At 67.2% G+C, this 19,618-nt stretch carries 15 protein-coding genes and 1 pseudogene; 11 read left to right on the forward strand and 5 right to left on the reverse strand.

Annotation, left to right across the window (positions count from 1 at the left end; translation table 11 throughout):
* The first annotated feature begins 272 nt into the window (after positions 1-272).
* The 3 genes and pseudogenes from ADK52_RS22490 to ADK52_RS22500 all read left to right on the forward strand — a co-directional run.
* Complete coding sequence (locus ADK52_RS22490; protein ID WP_159046004.1) at positions 273-668, forward strand: PH domain-containing protein; 396 nt, start codon at positions 273-275, stop codon at positions 666-668.
* Positions 669-769: 101 nt separating this feature from the next.
* Positions 770-901, forward strand: coding sequence for a hypothetical protein (locus ADK52_RS44570; RefSeq protein ID WP_267887282.1), 132 nt, complete (start codon positions 770-772; stop codon positions 899-901).
* Between the two features lie 255 nt (positions 902-1,156).
* Positions 1,157-1,537 (forward strand): annotated as a pseudogene (locus tag ADK52_RS22500) (transposase); the annotation flags it as partial.
* A 26-nt stretch (positions 1,538-1,563) separates the two neighbouring features.
* Here the strand turns inward: ADK52_RS22500 and ADK52_RS22505 are convergent.
* Positions 1,564-4,821, reverse strand: coding sequence for an AfsR/SARP family transcriptional regulator (locus ADK52_RS22505; protein ID WP_053691652.1), 3,258 nt, complete (start codon positions 4,819-4,821; stop codon positions 1,564-1,566).
* A 284-nt stretch (positions 4,822-5,105) separates the two neighbouring features.
* On the opposite strand from ADK52_RS22505, the gene ADK52_RS22510 reads away from it, so the two are divergent.
* Positions 5,106-5,882 (forward strand): hypothetical protein, encoded by a 777-nt coding sequence (locus ADK52_RS22510; protein WP_234344151.1) that lies wholly within the window; start codon positions 5,106-5,108, stop codon positions 5,880-5,882.
* A 59-nt stretch (positions 5,883-5,941) separates the two neighbouring features.
* Here the strand turns inward: ADK52_RS22510 and ADK52_RS22515 are convergent, their stop codons facing one another.
* Together ADK52_RS22515 and ADK52_RS22520 are read right to left on the reverse strand one after the other, a co-directional pair.
* The gene (locus ADK52_RS22515; protein ID WP_053691653.1) at positions 5,942-6,994 is read right to left on the reverse strand and encodes a hypothetical protein; all 1,053 of its coding nucleotides are present in this window, start codon (positions 6,992-6,994) and stop codon (positions 5,942-5,944) included.
* Between the two features lie 337 nt (positions 6,995-7,331).
* Positions 7,332-8,627, reverse strand: a complete 1,296-nt coding sequence (locus tag ADK52_RS22520; protein ID WP_053691654.1) for an MFS transporter — start codon at positions 8,625-8,627, stop codon at positions 7,332-7,334.
* Positions 8,628-8,890: 263 nt separating this feature from the next.
* On the opposite strand from ADK52_RS22520, the gene ADK52_RS22525 reads away from it, so the two are divergent.
* The 3 genes from ADK52_RS22525 (at position 8,891) to ADK52_RS22535 (ending at position 12,575) form a co-directional block, all read left to right on the forward strand.
* Entirely contained in the window at positions 8,891-10,093 is a 1,203-nt protein-coding gene (locus tag ADK52_RS22525; protein WP_053691655.1) for a hypothetical protein, read from the forward strand.
* Positions 10,094-10,127: 34 nt separating this feature from the next.
* A complete protein-coding gene (locus tag ADK52_RS22530) occupies positions 10,128-11,411 on the forward strand; it encodes an aspartate aminotransferase family protein (RefSeq protein WP_053691656.1) in 1,284 nt (427 codons plus the stop codon).
* A 213-nt stretch (positions 11,412-11,624) separates the two neighbouring features.
* Entirely contained in the window at positions 11,625-12,575 is a 951-nt protein-coding gene (locus ADK52_RS22535; RefSeq protein ID WP_053691657.1) for a TauD/TfdA family dioxygenase, read from the forward strand.
* Positions 12,576-12,641: 66 nt separating this feature from the next.
* Here the strand turns inward: ADK52_RS22535 and ADK52_RS41710 are convergent, their stop codons facing one another.
* Both ADK52_RS41710 and ADK52_RS42490 read right to left on the reverse strand, forming a co-directional pair.
* Positions 12,642-12,836 carry a hypothetical protein gene (locus ADK52_RS41710; RefSeq protein WP_053691658.1) on the reverse strand — a complete coding sequence of 65 codons (195 nt, stop codon included), beginning with the start codon at positions 12,834-12,836 and terminating at the stop codon, positions 12,642-12,644.
* Positions 12,837-13,244: 408 nt separating this feature from the next.
* Positions 13,245-14,105 carry an IS1634 family transposase gene (locus ADK52_RS42490; RefSeq protein WP_063783911.1) on the reverse strand — a complete coding sequence of 287 codons (861 nt, stop codon included), beginning with the start codon at positions 14,103-14,105 and terminating at the stop codon, positions 13,245-13,247.
* A 381-nt stretch (positions 14,106-14,486) separates the two neighbouring features.
* Here ADK52_RS42490 and ADK52_RS22555 point away from each other — a divergent pair, with 381 nt between their 5' ends.
* The 4 genes from ADK52_RS22555 to ADK52_RS22570 all read left to right on the forward strand — a co-directional run bounded on the left by ADK52_RS22555 (position 14,487) and on the right by ADK52_RS22570 (position 19,266).
* Positions 14,487-15,221 carry a hypothetical protein gene (locus tag ADK52_RS22555; RefSeq protein ID WP_053691660.1) on the forward strand — a complete coding sequence of 245 codons (735 nt, stop codon included), beginning with the start codon at positions 14,487-14,489 and terminating at the stop codon, positions 15,219-15,221.
* 346 nt (positions 15,222-15,567) lie between these two features.
* On the forward strand, positions 15,568-17,154 hold the full coding sequence (locus tag ADK52_RS22560) for an amino acid adenylation domain-containing protein (protein WP_053691661.1): 1,587 nt from the start codon (positions 15,568-15,570) through the stop codon (positions 17,152-17,154).
* A 129-nt stretch (positions 17,155-17,283) separates the two neighbouring features.
* Positions 17,284-17,508 (forward strand): phosphopantetheine-binding protein, encoded by a 225-nt coding sequence (locus tag ADK52_RS22565; RefSeq protein ID WP_078988526.1) that lies wholly within the window; start codon positions 17,284-17,286, stop codon positions 17,506-17,508.
* A gap of 45 nt (positions 17,509-17,553) precedes the next feature.
* Positions 17,554-19,266 (forward strand): carbamoyltransferase N-terminal domain-containing protein, encoded by a 1,713-nt coding sequence (locus ADK52_RS22570; protein ID WP_053691663.1) that lies wholly within the window; start codon positions 17,554-17,556, stop codon positions 19,264-19,266.
* The last annotated feature ends 352 nt before the right edge of the window (positions 19,267-19,618 follow it).

The raw sequence follows: 19,618 nt of genomic DNA on the forward strand, positions 1-19,618 counted from the left end.
ACTGACAAACAAATGCAGATCATCACCGAGCTATGGCCGGCCCTTCGGGCCGGAGTCCTGCGCTTCGCTCCGGACTAGCTCCGGGTTCCGCTGCGCTCCCTCGGAGCTGACCCCGTTTCACGGGGCTCGGGCCTTCGGCCCGTTGAGTGGAGCCGCTTCGCTCCTCCACCGGGCCTTCCGGCTTCGCCTCCAGGCCCAGCCCGCTACGCAGGCGTAGCAACAGGAACGGTGCTCCGGGGGGTTGAGTCGACCTCCAAAGCCTTGTGTCCCGGGTGGAAATTGTGATGATGACGGGGGCCGGGGCCCTCCCGCGGATAAAGGGGGAAAACGTGCACAGGGGACCACTTCGCTACCGCACCAGGCCAAACAAAACCTTCACCATCCTGTGGGCAGCGGGCATCCCATCCGCCCTCTTCCTGCTGGAAATCTGGACGGACGACCATCCCCACTCGATCCAGACCTCTATCACCGTCCTCATGACGGCGCTCTTCCTCTACATCCTCTGGTCGACGCCACGCACCTTCACTCATATCGACAACAACGGGATCTCCCTGCGGTCGAGCCTACGGACCCGGCGCCTCGACTGGGCGGACGTCTACGACCTCCGCACCGTTACCACGCCCACGCCTACAGAACCAACGGCCGACGCATACTCCTGCCGAACCTGAACACCTCCGAACTCGAACCAGAGGAGTTCCCTCAGGAAACGGCCGCCGTGCGACAGCTCCTGGAAAACCACCGCGGACCCAACTGGGTGCCAGACCCCCGCATGGAAGCAGACATAACCCGCCACGAAGCCCGGTACGCGAGGCGATACCGAGCCCTCACCGGCAGAACCTTCCTCACCCTGACCGTGATCGTCATCCTCGCCACCATCATCACCTGCACGACCGTATTCTGAGCACCCACAGCCAACGCCACCATCAAACTCCCACCACCCTCACGGCGGGCAGGAAACCTCCAGCCACCCGGTGACCAGAACCCCAGGCGCACAATGCCTGGGTTCTCCCCACCGGGGCGAGGCCGCGCCAACCCAACCCACCCGAGAAACTTCCAGACCGACCGGGAACGAGCAAAGACCCTCACTGCGATCCAGTACCACAATGCCGAACACTGCATCAAAATGATATCCAGCTCAACCCTGGACATCGAAGCGGGCATCGACCACACCCGGGCGGCCCTGCGAACCATCCGGGCCGCCTGACCGGACGGCGCCCCCATCTACGTGATCCTCGACAGCCTCTCCGCCCACACGAACTGGTGGATGAAAAGGTGGGCCGCCAAGAACAAGGTCGAGCTGTGCTTCACCCCGGCCTACGGCTCCTGGGCCAACCCCATCGAAGCCCACTTCGGACCGCTGCGGCAGTTCACCATGGCGAACTCGAACCATCTCAACCACACGGTCCACACCCGGGCCCTGCACGCCTACCTGCGCTGGCACAACCAGAACGCCCGCCACCCCGACGGCCTCGTCCACCGGCAGTCTCCGCGTCATGCCCGACCACCTCATCCACCGCAACCGGGCTCAGCGTACTGACCCGGTGAACCTTCCCGGTCAGAGCACTAGCGACCCTGAGGCCGGTGGGCAGCGTTGGCGGCGCCTGCCTCGTCTTTCGCCCAGGCCTCTTTCTCAGCGTCCGCCCCGCGCCGGGCGCGGTCCAGGAGCAGGAGGGCGTCGGCCCGGTACGGGCGGTGGCTGGTCTCGGTCAGGAGTGCAGCGGCCTGCTCGGCCCGCCGTGCGGCCGGCTCGAATTCGCCGCCCTCCAGGGAGACCTCGGCCAGCAGGAGCAGCGCCCTGGCCTCGAAGAGCCCGTACCCTCTGCGACCTGCCGACTCCCGCGCCTCCTCCGCGCATCGCGCCGCGTCCGCCGGCCGCCCCAGTCGCAGACTGCTGTCGGCCAGGCCCAGCAGGGCCCGGAGCTCGGGGGCGCGGGCGTTGCAACGCCGGGCCATGCCGCGCGCCGTCTCGAAGTGGTTCAGGGCGACGCCGTGGTTGCCGACGCTTTGCGAGAGCAGGGCCCGCCCGACGTACAGATAGGACTCGGCGCGGGCTTCACCGGTCGCCATCTCGAAGCCTTGGTCGATGTGGTCGAGGGCGCCCGACCGGTCGCCCGACCGGATCATGGTCAGCGCGAGCCAGAAGACGGTGTAGGCGATGTCGACCTGGTTGCCGAGCCGCCGCTGGATCCCGACCGCCCGGTCCAGGGCCGCGCGGGCACGCTCCGGGTGGCCGCTCTCGTACAGCACCGCTCCGAGATTGCGCTCGGCGAGCGCCGCCGCCGTCGGGAAGCCCAGCTCGTCGTAGAGGACCAGTGCCCGGGTGAGCTGCTCCTCGGCCTCGGCCAGTCGTCCCATCTCGTGGAGGATCGCCCCCACGTTGCCCGTGGCGATGGCCTCGCCGGTGCGGAAGCCCGTACTGCGGCCGAGCTCCACGCACTGCTCGCCGTGGCGCAGGGCCTCGTTCAGATCGCCCACGTACCACGTGGCGAGGCACAGACTGTTGTGCGCGGCGCTCTGCCCCTGCGTCGATCCCGTCGTGCGGTACAGCTCCAGGGCTCGGCGGTCGTGGGACATGGACATGTCGTAGTCGCTCTGGTTCAGGTAGGCGCTCGACAGGCTGCGGTGCGCCGCGGCCTGGCCGTTCAGGCTTCCGTCCGCCTCCGCCGCGGCGAGGCCCGCCGAGCCCACGGCGAGCCAGTCGACAGCGTAGGACCGCCGCATCATGTACGGACGCAGGGCGTCGGCGAGCGTCCACGCGAACTTGCGCGGTCCCTGTTCCGCGGCGTGCTGCACCAGGGCCACGGCGTTCGGCCGTTCCGCGTCCATCCACTCCAGGGCCGTGGCGGCGTCGGCGAAGCCGAGGCCTTGGCCGTCGCTCTCCACCGGGAGGCGCAGGGCTTCGGGCTGCAGCAGCCGCACGGCGTTGTCGGTGCTCCCCAAATACCAGGAGTGCAGCCGCTCCAGAGCGGCCGACTCCTCCTCCTGTTCCCGCACCCGCTCGGCGGCGTAGGCGCGCAGCAGGTCGTGGAAGGAGAACCGCCCGGGCGCGTGCTCTTCCAGCAGGTGGCTTCGGACCAGCTCGTCCAGCAGCGTCTCGGCGGCCTGGAGGTCCAGACCCGCCAAGGCCGCAGCGGCCTTGAGCGGGAGGTCGCCGCCGGGAACCACCCCGAAGAGGCGGAACATCCGGGCGGCGGTGGGCGAGAGCGTGGCGAAGGACATGTCGAGCACGGCGCGGACGGCGGTCCCCTCGTCCCCCGGCACCTGGAGCGCCCCCAGCCGGTCCCCGGCCAGCCGGGCGGTCTGCTCGGCGAGGGAGCGGTCTGGGTGGACGGCCAGGTCCGCCGCGGTGATCGCGACGGCGAGCGGCAGGTAGGCGCAGGCGGCGGTGAGGGCGGCGGCGGCCTCGGGCTCCGCGTCGACCCGGTGCGCGCCGATGATGTTGAGGAGCACCTCCTCGGCTTCGCCGGGTTCCAGCACCCGCAACGGCAGCGGCGTCGCACCCTCCCGTGCGACGAGTCCCGCGAGCGAGTCCCGGCTGGTCACCAGGACCAGGCACTCCGAGCTGCCCGGGAAGAGCGGGCGCACCTGGTCGGCGCTGTGCGCGTTGTCCAGGACGACGAGCATCCGCCTGCCCGCGCACAGGGAGCGGTAGAGGGCCGCGGCCCGGTCCGCCTCGACCGGGATGTGCTGGGCGGCCACGCCGAAGGCCTGGAGGAAGCCGCCGAGCGCGTCGATCGGCCGCAGCGGCCGGCCCGCGTCGTGGCCGCGCAGGTTCACGTACAGCTGTCCGTCCGGAAAGGAGTCGCGCCGGCGGTGTCCCCAGTGGACCGCGAGGGCCGTTTTTCCCGCGCCGCCCTGTCCGGTGATCAGCGCGGTCCGCACCACCCCGGTGGGCACGGTGCCGGTGGCGGGCAGCATGGCATCGAGCCGCCGCAGCGCGTCGGCCCGCCCGGCGAACGCCTGAGTGGATCCCGGCAGTTGGGCGGGCGGGGGCTGGCCCGCGGCCGCCCCGGCGCGGCGGCGCGCACCCCGCGGGTCCGCCTCGGTCCGCGGTGCGCGGGCGTCCATGAGGGCGGGGTCGCCGGCCAGGATGCGCCGGTGCAGCGCGGTCAGTTCGGGGCCGGGCTCAAGTCCCAGGTCGTGCACCAGTTGGGCGCGGGCCTGCTGGTAGGCGGTAAGGGCGTCGCCCTGGCGTCCCGAGCGGTACAGGGCGAGCATCAGCTGGCCGTGGAGCCGCTCGCGCAGCGGGTGGCCCCCGATCGCGGACCGGACCTCGCCGATGACATCGGCGTGCCGGCCCAGCCGGAGGTCCGCTTGAACCCGGTTCTCGAAGGCGACCATCCGCGATTCGTTCAGCCGGGGCGCCTCCACCTGCGTCAGCCGGTCCGCGCGGCTGCCTTCCAGCGCTTCCCCCTGCCACAGCGCCAGCGCCGCACGCAGCCGGGCCGACGCGGTGGCGTCGTCCCCGCGCTCCGACGCCTCCGCCGCGCCGCGGGTCAGCCCTTCGAACTCCCGCAGGTCCAGCACGCCGTGGTCGAGCCGGAGCACGTACCCGCCGGGCTCGGTGGCCAAGACGTCGCGGCCGGCGCCGCAGTCGGCCAGGGCGTGCCGCAGCCTCTTCACGTAGTTCTGCAGGGTGGTGCGGGCCGTCGAGGGCGGCGCCCCGCCCCAGATCCAGTCGATCAGCCTTTCGGCGGGCACCGGGCGGTCGGCGTTCAGCAGGAGCAGGGCTAGCAGATCGCGCTCCTTCGGCGCCGTGATCGCCACGGCCTCCCCCACGCGCTGGACGTCCAGCGGCCCCAGGACCCGATAGTGGAACACCCGCACCCCTCCCCTGCACCCGTTCGGGTATAGGGAGCTTACGGGAACTTTACGGGAACTCCCCGCTCGAGCCTCGCTAGCGATCCGCTAGTGGTGCCCTCGCATGCTGGCGCCACGTTGACCGCGCTACATCGGAGTTGCCTTCACTTTCCTCCCGCAGCGTCAACGAACGCACCGATGGTGCCGGATTTCGCCTTCGAACTCCCACAAGTGGTCGAGGCGACGGCCACGTACTCAAACCTGAGTATGGACGCCGGTCACGATAATGACAGGAACAAGCATTTATGTACGCCAGAACTGAAGCCGATGTTGAAGTGATCGTGACCTGGCAGAACAACGCCAGTCAGCTCCGCGGGACCAGCACCCGGGAGCGGATCAACCTGAAAGTCGGCGATCGGATGAACTTCGGCGTATCGAGCTGCACCGGCCAGTTCCAGCCCGGCGCGACGCCCAGCATCGGCGCCTTCGAGGTCTCAGACCGCCGACTGCTCTTCTCGAACTTCACCACCAGCACCACCTACGTGGTCGAGAACCTGGAGGGCGGCACGGAGCTGGTCAAGGCGCGCCCGCGCCACCTCGCCATGGTGGTCCCGTTCGAAATGTCACGGATTCTGATCCCGTCCAGCGAGGACGTGATCGAACTCACCGTCTTCGCTCCCGCGCCGCCCTTGCTCGGGCCCGCACAGGCCGCCACGGTCCCCGAGTCGGCGATGTCCAAGATGGACACGGCGAGCAAGTACTTCGCCGTTCTCGTCGCGCTGTGCGAGCCGCGGCTGCGCGGTTCCTCAATGGCCGCGGTGCCCTCCGTGCAGGAGGTGGTCAAACGACTCAGGGGGATCGAGCAGTTCAGGGATGCGAACCGCAGTAGCATCAACTACCACATCGATTATCTGACGGATCAAAAGCTCCCGGTCAGCCAGTGGGCGAAGTACGTGGATGAAGGCCGCATGCACTCCAAGCGCGAAGCCCTGGTCGCGTTCGCGCTCCGGTTCGACCTGGTGCGGGAGGAGCACCTCGATCTGCTCCCCGACCTGAACCGTTCGGGCCCGCGGCCCTCTTGAGGCGACGGGGTCACGCCGCGCGGCCGGTCTCCGTCGCCCGGGTTCCGGCCGCATCCGTCTCATGAGACACCGCGGGCGAGCCGCTTCGTCTCGGCTGGGCCGAGAACCCCGCAGTGCAGGTCCTCGAAAACCGCTCCCCGCGCAGCCTTCGGAGTCTCCGCCCTGAGACCGAGACGTATGTGGTCTATCCCCCGGGACCGGGCGTACTGGATCGGCAGGTGGAAGAGCAGGTTGACGTACAGCGCAAAGCGCTCGTCGCTGTCTTCGCCAGGCAGTCCGACCTCGTACACCTCCATTTCGTCCTCCCAGAGCAGGACTGTCTGCACGCCACGCAGACCGGGCGACTGGGCCGTGAGCGCCATCAGGTCCACAGCAGGATTCTGTTGCCAGTCGAAGTAGCGGAAGCTCACGAACTCGGACCGGTCCGGTTCGCCTTTGAGGGAGTTGTGCTCGGCTATCAACTCGGCGGCCCATGTCTCTATTTCGCACCACGGCGCCTCACTCACCGTCATGGGCACATCCGCGATCTTGCGCTGGTCCCGGCGGAGAGTGTTCCGGACCTTGGACGGGAGCGTGCTCTCCCACTGCGGGTCGGACAGGCCGAAGATGTGGGATTCACGTTCCAGCGCGGCCCAGACGATGGTGTCCTCGGTCGCCGCGGACAGCGCGTTCCGGGCATCGGTGTACATGTAGGGGAAGACCAGCGACCGGTCCTCGTCCACGGCGTGCCTGGCCAGTTCGACCAGGAGGCTGCGCAGTCGGGCCGGTGTCCGAGCAACCGCATCGACGTGGAAACCGGTGCGCCGGTCGGCACATCCGCCGACCAGCAGCGAATTTCCGGGGGAGCATCCGCCACCGGCGTCACCCAGCAGGTTCCATGACCGAGGATCGTAAAGCTTGTCGGGCCACGACTGGGTGCGGCACCGGTAGACCGGAACGGCCGCTCGCATCCGGTCTTCCTCGAACCAGCCGAGGTAGGACGTCAGCCATCTCGCGTCCTGCTCCTTCTGACGCAGCCGGTGGTAGGAGGAGGCGATACCAGCCGTTGTGTCGAGGGAGTCGAACTCCTTCTGGTCGAAATCTCCGATAGCCGAGGTAAAGCCCATAGCCATGTAGCAGCCCTCACGATCCCGTATGTACCGATACTGTTCAAGACCGGCGGGTGCCGGTGAGTTCGGGGTGGTCGCCGAAGTCGCCGGCGCTTCCCCGGCTGCCGGGCTGTCGGGCCGGCAGCCCCCGGCCACGAGGTTTCTCCGGAGGGGCGATCCGGGTGACCGGGCGGTCCCGCGTGGTCCGGAAGCAGCAAACGCGCTCATCGGCAGACCGAGGACTCTGCTTGCTCTGTCTGCCGACGTTCCCCGTCGGCAGCGGGCGAACCACGGCCGCTCGTGGGCCCCAGTCGCAACAGGGGGTTCGCCGTGTACGCGTCGGCCGTCCTGCGTCAAGCGTTCACTGCGAGGCGTGGTCCGATGCGGGCTTCGGGACGTCGCGCATGTGGCGGAGCGGGGAGAAGAACACGAACCAGCCAGCCGCCCAGGACCCGATGAAGGCCAGCCACAGCGCGGGCCGTACCCCGATCACCGTGCCGAGCACACCGCCGAGCACACCGCCGAGGGGCATCGTGCCCCACACCACCCAGCGCACCGCCGCGTTCATCCGGCCCATCAGTTCCGGCGGGGTCACCGACTGCCGGTAGCTGAGCTGTGCGACGTTGTAGACCATGCCTGCGAAGTAAGCGATGCCCCAGCCCAGCGGGAACAGCAGCACTCCCCAGCCCTCAAAGGCCATCGCGGCAACCACCTGTGGCGCGCTGAATACCAGCATCGACATCCAGATGATCCGCGCCGAACCGATCCTCTTCGCCAGCCGCCCGGCGAACGCGCCGCCGGCCATGCCACCGATCGCCGCGCCCGCCATGATCAGCCCGGTCAGCGCCGGACGCACGTGCAGTACGCGGATCAGGAACACCATCGCCAGCGCCGCACTCATGCCGGAGAACAGGTTGGCAGTACCCGTGCACGCCACGACCCGCCGCAGAATGCTGTGCCCGACGACGAACCGCAGACCCTCGGTGATCCGCCGCCGCAGCGGCTCGTCCACCCGCGGCGCCGGCGGCGGCTCCTCGCGCTTCCTGATCCCGAGGATCGACAGGACCGACACTAGGTACGACAGCGCGTCGGCCGTCATCGCACCCGCCGCCCCCAACAGCCCGACCAGGCCACCGCCCAGACTCGGACCGCCGAGCTGCGCGAATGCCTGCGTCGCCCCCATCTTGCCGTTCGCGGCCATCAGACGATCGGCACCGATCAACGACGGTACGTAACTCTGGTACGACACGTCGAAGAACACCGTGCACACACCAGCCGCCACCGCGACCGCGTACAGCTGGGCCATCGTCAGGACGCCGAACGCGGACGCCACCGGTATCGAGCCGATCAGCACCAGGCGGAGCACGTTGCAGATCATCATGATGGAGCGTTTGGGGCGGGCGTCCACGATCGCACCGGCCGGCAGCGCGATCACCGCGAACGCCAGCGTGGTGGCCGCGGTCAGCAATCCGACCTCCAGCGTGCTCGCCTGCAGTGCGACGACCGCGAGCAACGGCAAAGCGATCTGAGTGACCGCCGATCCCATCTCACTGACCGTCTGACCGCCCCACAGCAGCATGAAATCACGCTGCCGCCATAGGCTCGGACCGTCGAGCTCTGGCTCGACATCCTGCAAATCTTTCGCTACTTCCGTCACGGCATGAACGTAGCATGGCCGGTTCTGCTCAAGTAATGGTTCGCGTCCTGATACTTGTTAGGACTTCAAAGGCCGCGGTGCGGGCACAATGAGTTCACGTCGCATCGGGCAGGGGTTCGGATGCGGCGGTTATTCCCCCTGCGCTGGAAGACGACAGGCCGGCTGGCTGACCGGCTACAGCGGTCGGCATTTCTTTGAATTCTCATCACCGAGCTGGTCCGCGGGCGCAGAACCGCGGCTTACGGCCGAAACGGGCGAACCACATGACCTACAAGCTTCCCTTGTTGAGCGCGCAACTCGCCTTCGGGCTGGATGCGCAGCGCTCGGGCCGGCGGGCCACGGTCACTTTGATGTTCCGTACGCCGCCGTCCCGGATGTCGGCGGACGACGTCCGTCGGGTACTGCAATCGGTGGTGCTCCGGAATCCAGCGCTTTCGTACCGGATCCGGTTTTCGCGCGGCGTCGCGTATCAGGAGTGGCACCCGACCGTCGAGTGCGATTTCCTCGAAATCCGGGCGGCGAGTGCGGATGCTGTTCCGGGACGGGCGATGGAAGTGATCGAGGAATTCGAGACGTCGCTGGACGGCGCCGCGATGGCCGCCCGGCTCATCCGCTCGCCCGAGAGCGACGACCTGCTGCTGGTCTTCGACCACGCGCTGGTCGACGAGCAGTCACTGCTGATCATCAAGCGGCAGTTGGACTCCCCATCGCCGCCGGACGAACGGCAGCCGGCGCTCTATCAGGCTAGCGTCGAAGACCGGAAGGCCTTCGAGGCCGCGGTCACGAACGGGGCTGGGATCGGATTCTGGGCGGACCGCTTGAAATCCGCCGTCGGTGATTTTCCTCAGGCGCAGGAGAAGCCGACCAGGGTCATCCTGATCGATTCACTCCCGGCCGTCGCCGTGCCCCGTTCTTTTCGCGGCTCGCTGTTCCCGTACGTTCTCTTCTCGATCCATCGCGCCCTGCGCGACGTGGGGGAGCCTGGGCCAACCGTGATCGGATATCCATGGGGTGGACGGAACGCCGCCTATTCCGATGTCGTCGGTTGTTTCATGAACACCGCGATCTCCGTCGACGCGTCCACGCCTCATCAGGCTCCGCAAGCCGCGGGTGAATTCCTCAATAGGTGGTACGAGGAGATCGACCATGCGGATGTGCCCTTCACCGCAGTGTCCGCGCTCCGATCCGGGTTCTCCGGTTCGCTCACGGCACAGCTGAGTTACACGCACAGTGCGGCGCGCCCGGTCAAGATCGCGGGGATCGAGGCGGTGGAAGTTGTCTCGACTCTAGGCCGTGCTCCGCAGTCGTCGGCTTTCCTGGCCGCCGCAACGGTCCGCGAGAACGATATTCAACTCCGGCTGCTCCTCGACGAGCAGGCGGTCGGTTATGGAGCCCAAGAATTTGGCGCCCGATGGCGCCATTGGCTAAACATTGCCATCTTGAGTTCCATCGAGCAAAAAGCCTGAAGATCCGAAGAGCAGTGCCAATGGAGAGTAAAACATGCAGAATTCCACCTCGACGAGCTCACTGTGGCGGCCGTGGACGCCTATCACCAAGCAGGTCAATTCGCTGCGGATCGTCGAGACGCGGGGCACTCGCGTCCGCGATGCGGACGGCAACTGGTACCTCGACGGCATCTCCGGTGTCCTGAACGCCTCGTGCGGACACGGGCATCCGCGGCTGATCGAAGCCGCGACGCGGCAGTTGCAGCAACTCGTCCACTACGACCCCATGGTGTCCAGCCACGATCCGGCGGAGACCCTGACGGCGCGGCTCGCCGAGATCCTGCCGGGTGAGCTGAACGAGACCTGTCTGCACAACAGCGGTTCGGAGGCCACCGAGGCGGCCCTGAGGATCGCCCTGCAGTACTGGCGCAACATCGGCGAGGACCGCAATCGGGTCATCACCTTCACAGCGGGGTACCACGGTTCCACCTATCTCGCCCAGCAGCTTTCGGGCCTGCCGTTCACCGTCAGCGAGTGGGCCCGGCCCTTCCCGGTCGACCACGTCGACATGCCGATGTCCGCGCGCGAGGTGCGGACCGAGGAAGGCTCCGATGCGCTGATCGCCCTGTTTGCCAAGGCCATCGAGACCGGCCCGCCGGCGGCGGCTGTCATGGTCGAGCCGCTGCTCGGCCTCGGCGGCTGCGTGGTCCTTCCCGCGGGATTCCTCGCGAGGCTCCGGCAGTTGTGCGACCAGCACGGCACGCTGCTGATCCTCGACGAGGTGTTCTGCGGATTCGGCCGCACCGGCAGGATGTTCGGCTTCGAGCATGATGGGATCACACCGGACATCGTCACCATGAGCAAGGGCATCAGTGGCGGATACATTCCGCTGGCAGCGACAACGGTCACCTCGGCAATCAAGGCGTCGTTCGAGCACGAGCCGGTCACTCAGGGCCTCCGTTACGGGCACACCACGGGCGGCCACGCCGTCGCGGCCGCCGTCGCGAACGCCGTGCTCGATGTGATGGCCGACGAGAAGCTCGTCGAGAACGCGGCCACGCAGGGTACGGCGCTGCTGGAGGGTCTGGGGGAGCTCGCTTCGTGCCCGCTGATCACCGACGTCCGTGGTCTCGGCCTGGTCGTCGCGATCGAGACTGACAGCCCGGATTCGGCTGCGGCCATCGCGGCGGGCGCGGCGCAGTCCGGCGTGATGACCCGTCACGAGCGCGGCGTGGTGCGGATCGCACCGCCGCTGACGCTCACCGCCGAGGATACGGCGGAAATGCTCCAGAAGATCGGCACTGCGGTCGACCGTGCCGCTGCTGCAGCCAGCCGCTGAACCGGCCGGCTCGCGCCGCGTGTGGCCTGAACCGCGGCGATCCGGGGTGAGCGGGAATTCCAGCGTCCAGATGTCGATCGACGGTGATCCTCACTGAATCCCGGACAGTTCGAGTCAAGAGGAGAAAATCACATGAGCAAGGCTGCCCTCGCCCCGGGTGCCGCAGGAGTCGATTGGCCCACGGCTGGTTCGGCAGTCGCCGAAACGGCCGCGGTGCCTTCGCCGCGGGAAGGACCTCTTCCTTCCTTCTGCGCCCCGACCGGCTCACCGTTCTCGTGGCTGCACGACACGGCGGAGACCATTCGTGACCGCATGCTGGTGAACGGGGCAGTACTCGTCCGCGGCCTCCCGCTGGACGGCCCGAACAGTCTGGTCGAGGCGCGAACCGCCCTGGGCATCACGATCCACACCCCCGTTGAGGCATTCAACCAGCGGAACGACTTCGGGAACGGCATCGTCTCGCCGATCGGCTGGCCGGACGAGCGGAACATCTGCCCGTTCCAGGAGGGCTCCTTCAGCCGGGCCTTCCCTTCGGTGGTGCTCACGGCGTGTATCACCGCGCCGGACGGCGATGGGCAGGCCCACCTGAGCGACACCCGACGGATCGCCGCCCACCTGCCCGCCACCCTCGCCGACCGGATCCGCACAGATGGCTGGACGATGACCCGGGTCTTCCACGACGGGTTCGGCATCTCATGGCGGGAGGCATTCGGCGTTGCGGACCGCGCGGAGCTCGACCGGCTCCTCGCGACCGCCGGGATCGAGTCTCACTGGCTCCCCAACGGCACGCTGCGCACCGTACGGCACCGACCCGGCGTCATCGAGCACCCGGCGACGGGCGACGAGTGCTGGTTCAACCAGATCTCCTTCCTCAACGCCGGCAGCCTGGAGCCGGCCGAGCGCGCCATCATGACCAAGGCATTCGGGCAGGACATCCCGATGGACACCTTCTTCGGTGACGGCTCTCCGCTGTCCGAGGAGGACCTGGCGGCCATACAGCACGCCTACGACTCGGTGAAGATCGGTGTCCCGTGGCGCAGCGGGGATCTCCTGATCACCGACAACATCCTGACGGCCCAGGGCCGGTCGTCGTTCGCCGGTTCCCCTGAATTCCTGCTCGCCCTCGGCGAGGAGTTCAGCCCCGGATCGGTCCGTCGGCGCTAGCTGCGACCGGCGAGGTCCACCGGGTCGCGGCCAAGGCACTAGACCCGTACTTCGCGGGTGACCGTTTCAGGTCTGTGGCCAGCGGGTTTGTGTGATGTCGGTGTCGAGGAGGTCGAGGAGGTGGAGTTGGACGCCGCGGTTGATCTGGACGGTTGGCGGGTCGGTGACGTTGCCGATCCGCAGGGTGAGTTGGCCGAGGTGATAGAGGATCATCCGGCCGGTGGGGCGGACGCGACGATTGTCCGGGTAGAGGCCGGGCATGGTCTCGTCGGGGCCGAGCGCGCGTCTGACCTGCCGCTCGATCAGGCAGAAGACCAGCAGGGTCAGGCAGATGACCTGGATCAGCGCGGCGACGCGCCGGTTGTGCTGGACGAAGACCGGGGCGACTGCGAGGGGGCCCTTGAAGTCGTGGTAACGGCGTTCGACGGTGCCCTGGCCCTTGTAGTGGATCAGTACCTGGTCCGGGCCGGCCTTCTCGGGCGGGAGGCTGGTGATGAGCGCGTGCCACCCGTCGACGGCTGCTTCGGCCTCGAGTACGTCCTGGTCGAAGTGCCAGGCCAGGCTGGGGGCGCCGTTCTCGTCGGCGGTGATCTTCCGACGCAGGCAGGAGGTGACGCGGCGCTTGGCCGTAATAACGCCGATCCGGGCGGCGATCTTCTCCCTCGTCCTTTAATGCTGCCCGCCCGCCGCTGTGGTGAGTCCGTCGAGGTCTGCGGCGGCTTTGGCCAGTCGTTTGGCGCGGGCCGCCTGCTGGCCGGCCGCGACGGCGGTGGAGTGGATCAGGATCCGGCGCATGGTCAGCGGTGGGTCGCTCTTGCGACGGCCGGTAAGCGTGTGGGTGTCCTCCAGAACCCTGTATGTCTCCCGCTCCGCCTCGGGTTTCCTCTCATCCCGCTGGGGAACCCAGTCGACGGGCTCGGCCCGCCCACGGTCCAGGGCCGCGTAGAACTCATCCTTGATCTGCGCGGCCGGGACCGGTGCGATGAACTCCACCCCGGCCTGGAGCAGGGCGCTGATGTTGGAGTAGGACACCAGCTTGGAGTCGGCGGCCATCAGGAAGTCAGGGGTGCCGGCCATCGCTTTGAGGTCGTTCATCGCTCCGACGACCTGGCTGACCTCGGCGGCGGCACCGTCGAAGACCCGGGCGTGCACGGGGATCCCGCCGTCGGCCGTCACCGCGAGCCCGGTCTGGATCTGTTTCAGATCCAGACGACGGTCCTTGGGATGTCCGTTGCAGGCGACAAGCGGATACCGCTCGTCCTGGTCATGGGCGGGGAAGGCACCGTGGACGGACATGCTGGTCATGTCCCAGTGCAGCCGGGAGACGTCGATCCCGAACTCGGTGATCGCCCGCGCACCGACCGTGCCCGCGACAACCTCCAGCTTCGGGGCGATCGCGTCGAGCGCGCGAGCCAGGCGATCGTCGTTGAGGAGGTCCGGTGTGATGCCGAAGACCTCCTCCACCGCCCAGGTGCGGGCCCAGTCCCCGACCCGCACCAGCGGTGCGGGCGAGGTCAGCCGGCTGGCCACCAGCGCCTCGATTACCTGTCCATGCGTCAGTGGGCGCTCGCCCCGCCCGGACACACCTCGTCGACGATCCCGGCCACGTCCAGCCGGCGCAGAAACTCGGCAGCGACAGGCAGAGCGCCCAGACGCTTTTCCGCCACGGACGTCACCACAACTTCAAGGCGCTGACGCTCAGATCGTGGCCGCGGGGACCGGGAAGTCATCGACACATCCGGACCAACGCCAGACGACCGGTCCGGGACACTCCCGGACCGGTCACACCATACGAATCAACGACCCGCGAAGTACGGGACTAGAAGCAGAAGGCAGCGACGAGGTCCTGCCTTCCATCCCCACCCATCGAGTTGCTGGATTGCCAGCACCCAACAAAGGGAGACACAGGTCATGGTGCAGCTTCTTCGAGAGGCGACCCTGCAAGAGATCAAGGACCACCTGGAACTGGTGGTGGAGAACGGAAGCAGCATGAGTTTCCAGGACTCGGAGTCGGTGGTCCGCCGCCTCTCCGAGCCCAACGCGCTACGTTCCCTGCTCGGCCAGATCATGGAGGACGAAGACGCTCTCGCGGAGATCGCCGCCCGCTCGTACTACCACGCGAACGCCTTCCTGAAAGTCGTGCTCCTGGCCGGCGACAAGAACCCGTGGAAGCTTCGCCTCCACGTCTGGCACCCGCAGCCGGACGCCTTGGGGACCATCACCGAAGACATCCACTCGCACCGCTGGGACTTCACGACCGCTCTCGTGGTAGGAGAGTACTTCGCCCGCGAGTTCCAGATCGGCCCCGGCGAGGAGTACTACCACTTCAAGTACCTGCCGGTGGGCGAGGGCCAGGCCTTCTCCCTGGAGGCGCAGGGCACGGAACGTCTGCGCAGCGTGTTCGAGGCGATCCTGCCGGCCGGCACGGTGTACCACATCAGCCACGAGGTCCTGCACTGCATTTCGCGGTCGGCCGGCAAAGCGGCGGCCTCGGTCGTCCTGCAGCGGCCCGCTGTGGAGGAGTTCACGAACGTCTTCCGGACGTCCCCGGTTGCCGAGCAAGGCAAGAGCGAGATCAAGGTGCAGCGGCCATCCGTGGACCAGCTGCGGGCCGAACTGGCGCACTTCCTGAGCTGGCTCGACTGACCTCGCACCTCCGTGACAGCCCGTCGGTTCATGCGGCTGGTGGTTCGGGCCCCCCGATCTGGTGACGGGTCCGCGGATGGTCGCTGCGCGCCGGAGCGTGACGGACGGTCTGCGGTCTGCAGGGTGGGGCCGCGACGGCGAGACGGGGCGGCTCGTGTCGCGGTCCGTCCGACATCCAGCAGCAGGCTCCCGGAAATCCGGGAACGGGTGGGAACGCGGACTTCTGCGCGCCGCCCGTTCGTCCACCGGGCGCCGCGGATCAGCAGCCGGTTCCCTGACACCCGTGGTCGGCCAGGAGGCCGGTTCGGAAGCGTCAGACCCTTCCTCAAGACCTGAGAGACAACTCATGCGCGATGCCATAGCCGCTGACCAGCAGCGGTCCCACCTCAATAAGGCCGTGTCCCTGCCCAATCTGTTCCGTCAGGTCGCGGCGGTTCGCGGCGATGCTCCGGCACTTCGCGACGACGGACGGACGCTGAGCTACCGCGAGCTCGACCTCGTCTCGGACCAACTGGCGGCGAAGCTGGTGGCGGAGGGGGTCCTGCCCGGCGATCGGGTCGGGATCCTGCTCCAGCGCTCGGCCGAGGTCCAGATCTCCATCCTCGCTGTGATGAAGGCGGGCGCTGCCTACGTACCGCTCGAACCGTCCTACCCTGCGGAGCGGCTGCGGTTCCTGGTGGGCGACGCCGGTCTGGAGCTGGTCATCGGCGACGCCGAGCACCTGGCTGCCAGCGGGCTCACGGACGTCCGTGCGGTCGCGCCAAACATCGACGGGGACACACCGCCGCTGCCGCATGTCGAACCCGACGGCAGCGGACTGGCGTACATCATCTACACCTCCGGTTCGACCGGCACCCCGAAGGGCTGCATGGTCACCCATGACAACGTGCTCGAACTGCTGCGCGGCGCGCTGTCCGTGTTCGACCTGAACACCCAGGACCGCATCACGCTCTTCCACCCGTTCATTTTCGACGCCTCCGTCTTCGAGTTCTGGCTGGCGATGGCGTCCGGGGCCACGTCCGTCGTCGTTCCGCATCCGGTGGCACAGTCGGTACCCGACTTTCTCGAGCTGCTCCGCCGAGAAGCCGTGACTCTGATTTCCCAAGTCCCCACCGCCCTGCGGGCGCTCGCCCATTCCTACGAAGAGGCCGGCCGGCCGCAACTCGCCCTGCGCTACCTCCTTCTCGGCGGCGAGAGCGTGGAGCTCGGCGTGATCTCGGCTTTCCTGGAGAACTATCAGGGTTCCCCACCGAAGGTCGTCAACGTCTTCGGCCCGACCGAGGCGACGTGTGTCGCGACCTGCCGGGTTTTGACACGAGCAGACCTGGACGGTCCCGTGCGCTCGCCGATCGGCACTGCACTCCCCCACCTGCTCGTGGAGGTGCGCGGTGAGGGGATGGAACCGCTGGCAGACGGCGAGGTCGGAGAACTGGTGATCGCCGGCCCAGGGGTGGCGGTGGGGTATCTGGGGCGGCCCGAGCTGACGGCCGAACGTTTTGTCGTGATCGACACCCCGACAGGGCCACTGCGCTACTACCGGACCGGGGACCTGGCAAGACGGTTGCCGGACGGCTCCTTCGAATACCTCGGCCGCAATGACCAGCAGGTCAAGGTACGGGGGGCTCGGGTCGAACTCGGCGAGGTGGAGGCCTTCCTACGCACCCACGGACTGGTCAAGGACGCCGCTGCCGCCGTGGTCACCACCGCGGCCGGCGCCCAGTTCTTCGTCGCCTGCGTGGTGCTGGCAGATCAGGCCCCGGCAAGGCCCGAGGCGCTGCTACGGCAGCACATGCTGCACAACGTGCCGCGCTTCATGGTGCCGGATCGCTACCAGTTCGTGCCCGAGCTGCCGTTGACGGCTTCGGGCAAGCTGGACCGCCGCGCGGTACAGGAGCTGGCTGGTCCGCGCCGAACTCGGCATAACGAGCGCTAGCGCACCCGACGCAGGTACGAACAGCAGCGTGCCCGGCAGCCGACGATCACTACGGCCCACCCGTACGGAATTCGGCCGACACAGAACCACCGTGGATATTCAGTCGTGCACAAAAAGGGGAATCAAAAGATGAAGCCAGCCGAGATCGCAGCACTCATGGCAGAGGTCCTGCAGGTCAACGAGGTCACTGAACACGATAATTTCTTCGAGCTGGGCGGCAGTTCACTTCTCGCAGTGGCACTCGTATCCAAGATAAACGAAAAGTCGAGCGCCGAGGTTTCCCTCATCGACCTGATCTACGCTCCCACCGCTGCCGGGATCACAGAGAGATTGGCACGTGGCGGCGCCCGCTGAACTGGATATTGACCAGCCTCCCAGGTCAAGCAGAAATGGAATCACATGCTCATTTGCGGAATCAAAGCCTCGCACGATGCAGCCGTGGCTGTAATCGAGGACAATCGACTGCTATTCAGTATCGAAATAGAGAAGATCAACAACGCACATCGCTACTCCTCGCTGGGTTCGTTGGAACGCGTTGCGGAGATTATCCGGAACGAAGGTATCGACCCGGATGACATCGACCAGTTCATTGTCGACGGATGGTGGGCGGAGGGTGGCGGTGACGAGCCGTCCGTGGTGACATCGGCGAAATCGACCACTTTCCACCTCCCGGTTGCTCCCTACGTGGAAAATCCGCAATCCCCTGCCGTCCTCCAGCGGCACCGCTTCGACGACTACATGTTCAACGGACGGGGAATCGGCTATGCAAGCTATCACCACACCACTGGCCATGTGCTAGGCGCATACTGCACCAGCCCGTTCGCCCAGAAGGGTGAGGGTGCACTCGTCGTTGCTTGGGATGGCGCGGTGAGTCCTCGCCTGTACTGGGTGGACCCCAAAGAATATTCTGTAAAGTCCCTCGGCCCCCTCATGTGGATGAGCGGGAACATGTTCGCGGACTTCTGTTCCCACTTCGAACCATTTTACAGCCCCACTTACGAAGACGTCGACGGACGTCACGACGAAGCCTCCCTGCTGAACCATCTGGGCATCGCTGGAAAAGCAATGGCGTATGCAGCGCTCGGGTCGGTACACCATTCCACGTTCTCGTATTTCGACGCCTTTTTTGGCTCACTCCAAGGAGTGTCCAGGAGTGATGCATTCGAGCTGGGCAAACGAGTGGTCGACGAACGCGGCGGAATCTTCGAGGGTCCGAGCAGTCGTGCCGGAGTCTTTCACGGTCTGACTGGCGCGGACATCGTAGCCTCGTTCCAGCACTATTTGGGACGGCTTCTCTGCGACCGGCTGACGGATTTCACAACCCGCAATTTCCCCGAGCAGAGCGTGAATCTCGTGATGGCGGGCGGGTGCGCGCTGAACATCAAATGGAACGCCATGCTTCGCGACAGCGGCCTCTTCAGTTCCATATGGACCCCGCCGTTCCCAAACGACGCGGGAGCCGCCATCGGCGCGGCCTGCTCCGAAATGTTCACTTCCCGGCAGTCGGCGGCACTGACATGGGACGTCTACAGCGGCCCGTCGCTCACTCCGGAGCCGGTACCCGTCGGCTGGGCGGCTGCGGCGTGTGACGAGCGCCAGCTCGCACGCCTCCTCCACGAGGAAGGCGAACCGGTCGTCGTACTGTCCGGGCGAGCCGAACTCGGCCCGCGGGCGCTCGGGAACCGAAGCATCTTGGCCCCGGCCGTTGATCCGGGAATGAAAACTCGCCTCAATGAGATCAAGCGGCGCGCCGGCTATCGCCCGGTCGCCCCGATCTGCCTTGCGGAAGAATCGGCAGAAGTGTTCTCCCCTGGCGGCGTGGACCCCTACATGCTATTCGAGCACACTGTGCGGCCGGAATGGCGTGAGCGGGTCCCCGCAATTATGCACCTGGATGCCACCGCGCGCCTTCAGACCGTCGACGACACGTCGAGCTCGCGCGTGACTCGTATCCTGAGGGAGTACCACGCACTCTCGGGGATTCCGCTCCTCTGTAACACCAGCGCCAACCGCAACGGCAGTGGCTTCTTTCCAGATGTGGCGTCGGCCGCCCTGTGGGGCCGGACTGCGTACATTTGGTCGGACGGCACCTTGTATTCCCGGTCAAGCTGACCGTCCGTTCTTTGAATTCTGTCACGGGCCCAGCCGCCGAGCGGTTCGGCGGTCCTCGGACGCGTGGCGGCGGGAGCGCAGGGTTTCCGTCCCTGCGCTCCCAGATGGCGATGCCCGAAGGGAACGCGGCGACATCGAGCCGACGCATCTCGTCGCGGTGGTCAGCCGGGCCGCGGACGCCGTGGTGCAGCCGGTTCCCGACCTAGGCAACTTCCTGAGCCGCCCATGCACACCGGGTGCCTTGTGCATGACGGCCAGGTCGATGGCGGTCAACGGTTGGATGGCCGTAACGGCCGGCCCGAGAGCCCGAGCTCAACCCGTACGGCGGGCGACCGCGGTCACGGGTTGAGGC

The organism is Streptomyces sp. WM6372, from assembly GCF_001279655.1.
Taxonomy (GTDB): Bacteria; Actinomycetota; Actinomycetes; order Streptomycetales; family Streptomycetaceae; genus Streptomyces.

Coding starts and splice junctions, on each gene's coding strand:
- ADK52_RS44570 (WP_267887282.1), top strand. CDS start 770: ATGGAAGCAGACATAACCCGCCACGAAGCCCGGTACGCGAGGCGATAC.
- ADK52_RS22510 (WP_234344151.1), top strand. CDS start 5,106: ATGTACGCCAGAACTGAAGCCGATGTTGAAGTGATCGTGACCTGGCAG.
- ADK52_RS22515 (WP_053691653.1), bottom strand. CDS start 6,994: ATGGCTATGGGCTTTACCTCGGCTATCGGAGATTTCGACCAGAAGGAG.
- ADK52_RS22525 (WP_053691655.1), top strand. CDS start 8,891: ATGACCTACAAGCTTCCCTTGTTGAGCGCGCAACTCGCCTTCGGGCTG.
- ADK52_RS22530 (WP_053691656.1), top strand. CDS start 10,128: ATGCAGAATTCCACCTCGACGAGCTCACTGTGGCGGCCGTGGACGCCT.
- ADK52_RS41710 (WP_053691658.1), bottom strand. CDS start 12,836: ATGCCCGGCCTCTACCCGGACAATCGTCGCGTCCGCCCCACCGGCCGG.
- ADK52_RS22555 (WP_053691660.1), top strand. CDS start 14,487: ATGGTGCAGCTTCTTCGAGAGGCGACCCTGCAAGAGATCAAGGACCAC.
- ADK52_RS22560 (WP_053691661.1), top strand. CDS start 15,568: ATGCGCGATGCCATAGCCGCTGACCAGCAGCGGTCCCACCTCAATAAG.
- ADK52_RS22565 (WP_078988526.1), top strand. CDS start 17,284: ATGAAGCCAGCCGAGATCGCAGCACTCATGGCAGAGGTCCTGCAGGTC.
- ADK52_RS22570 (WP_053691663.1), top strand. CDS start 17,554: ATGCTCATTTGCGGAATCAAAGCCTCGCACGATGCAGCCGTGGCTGTA.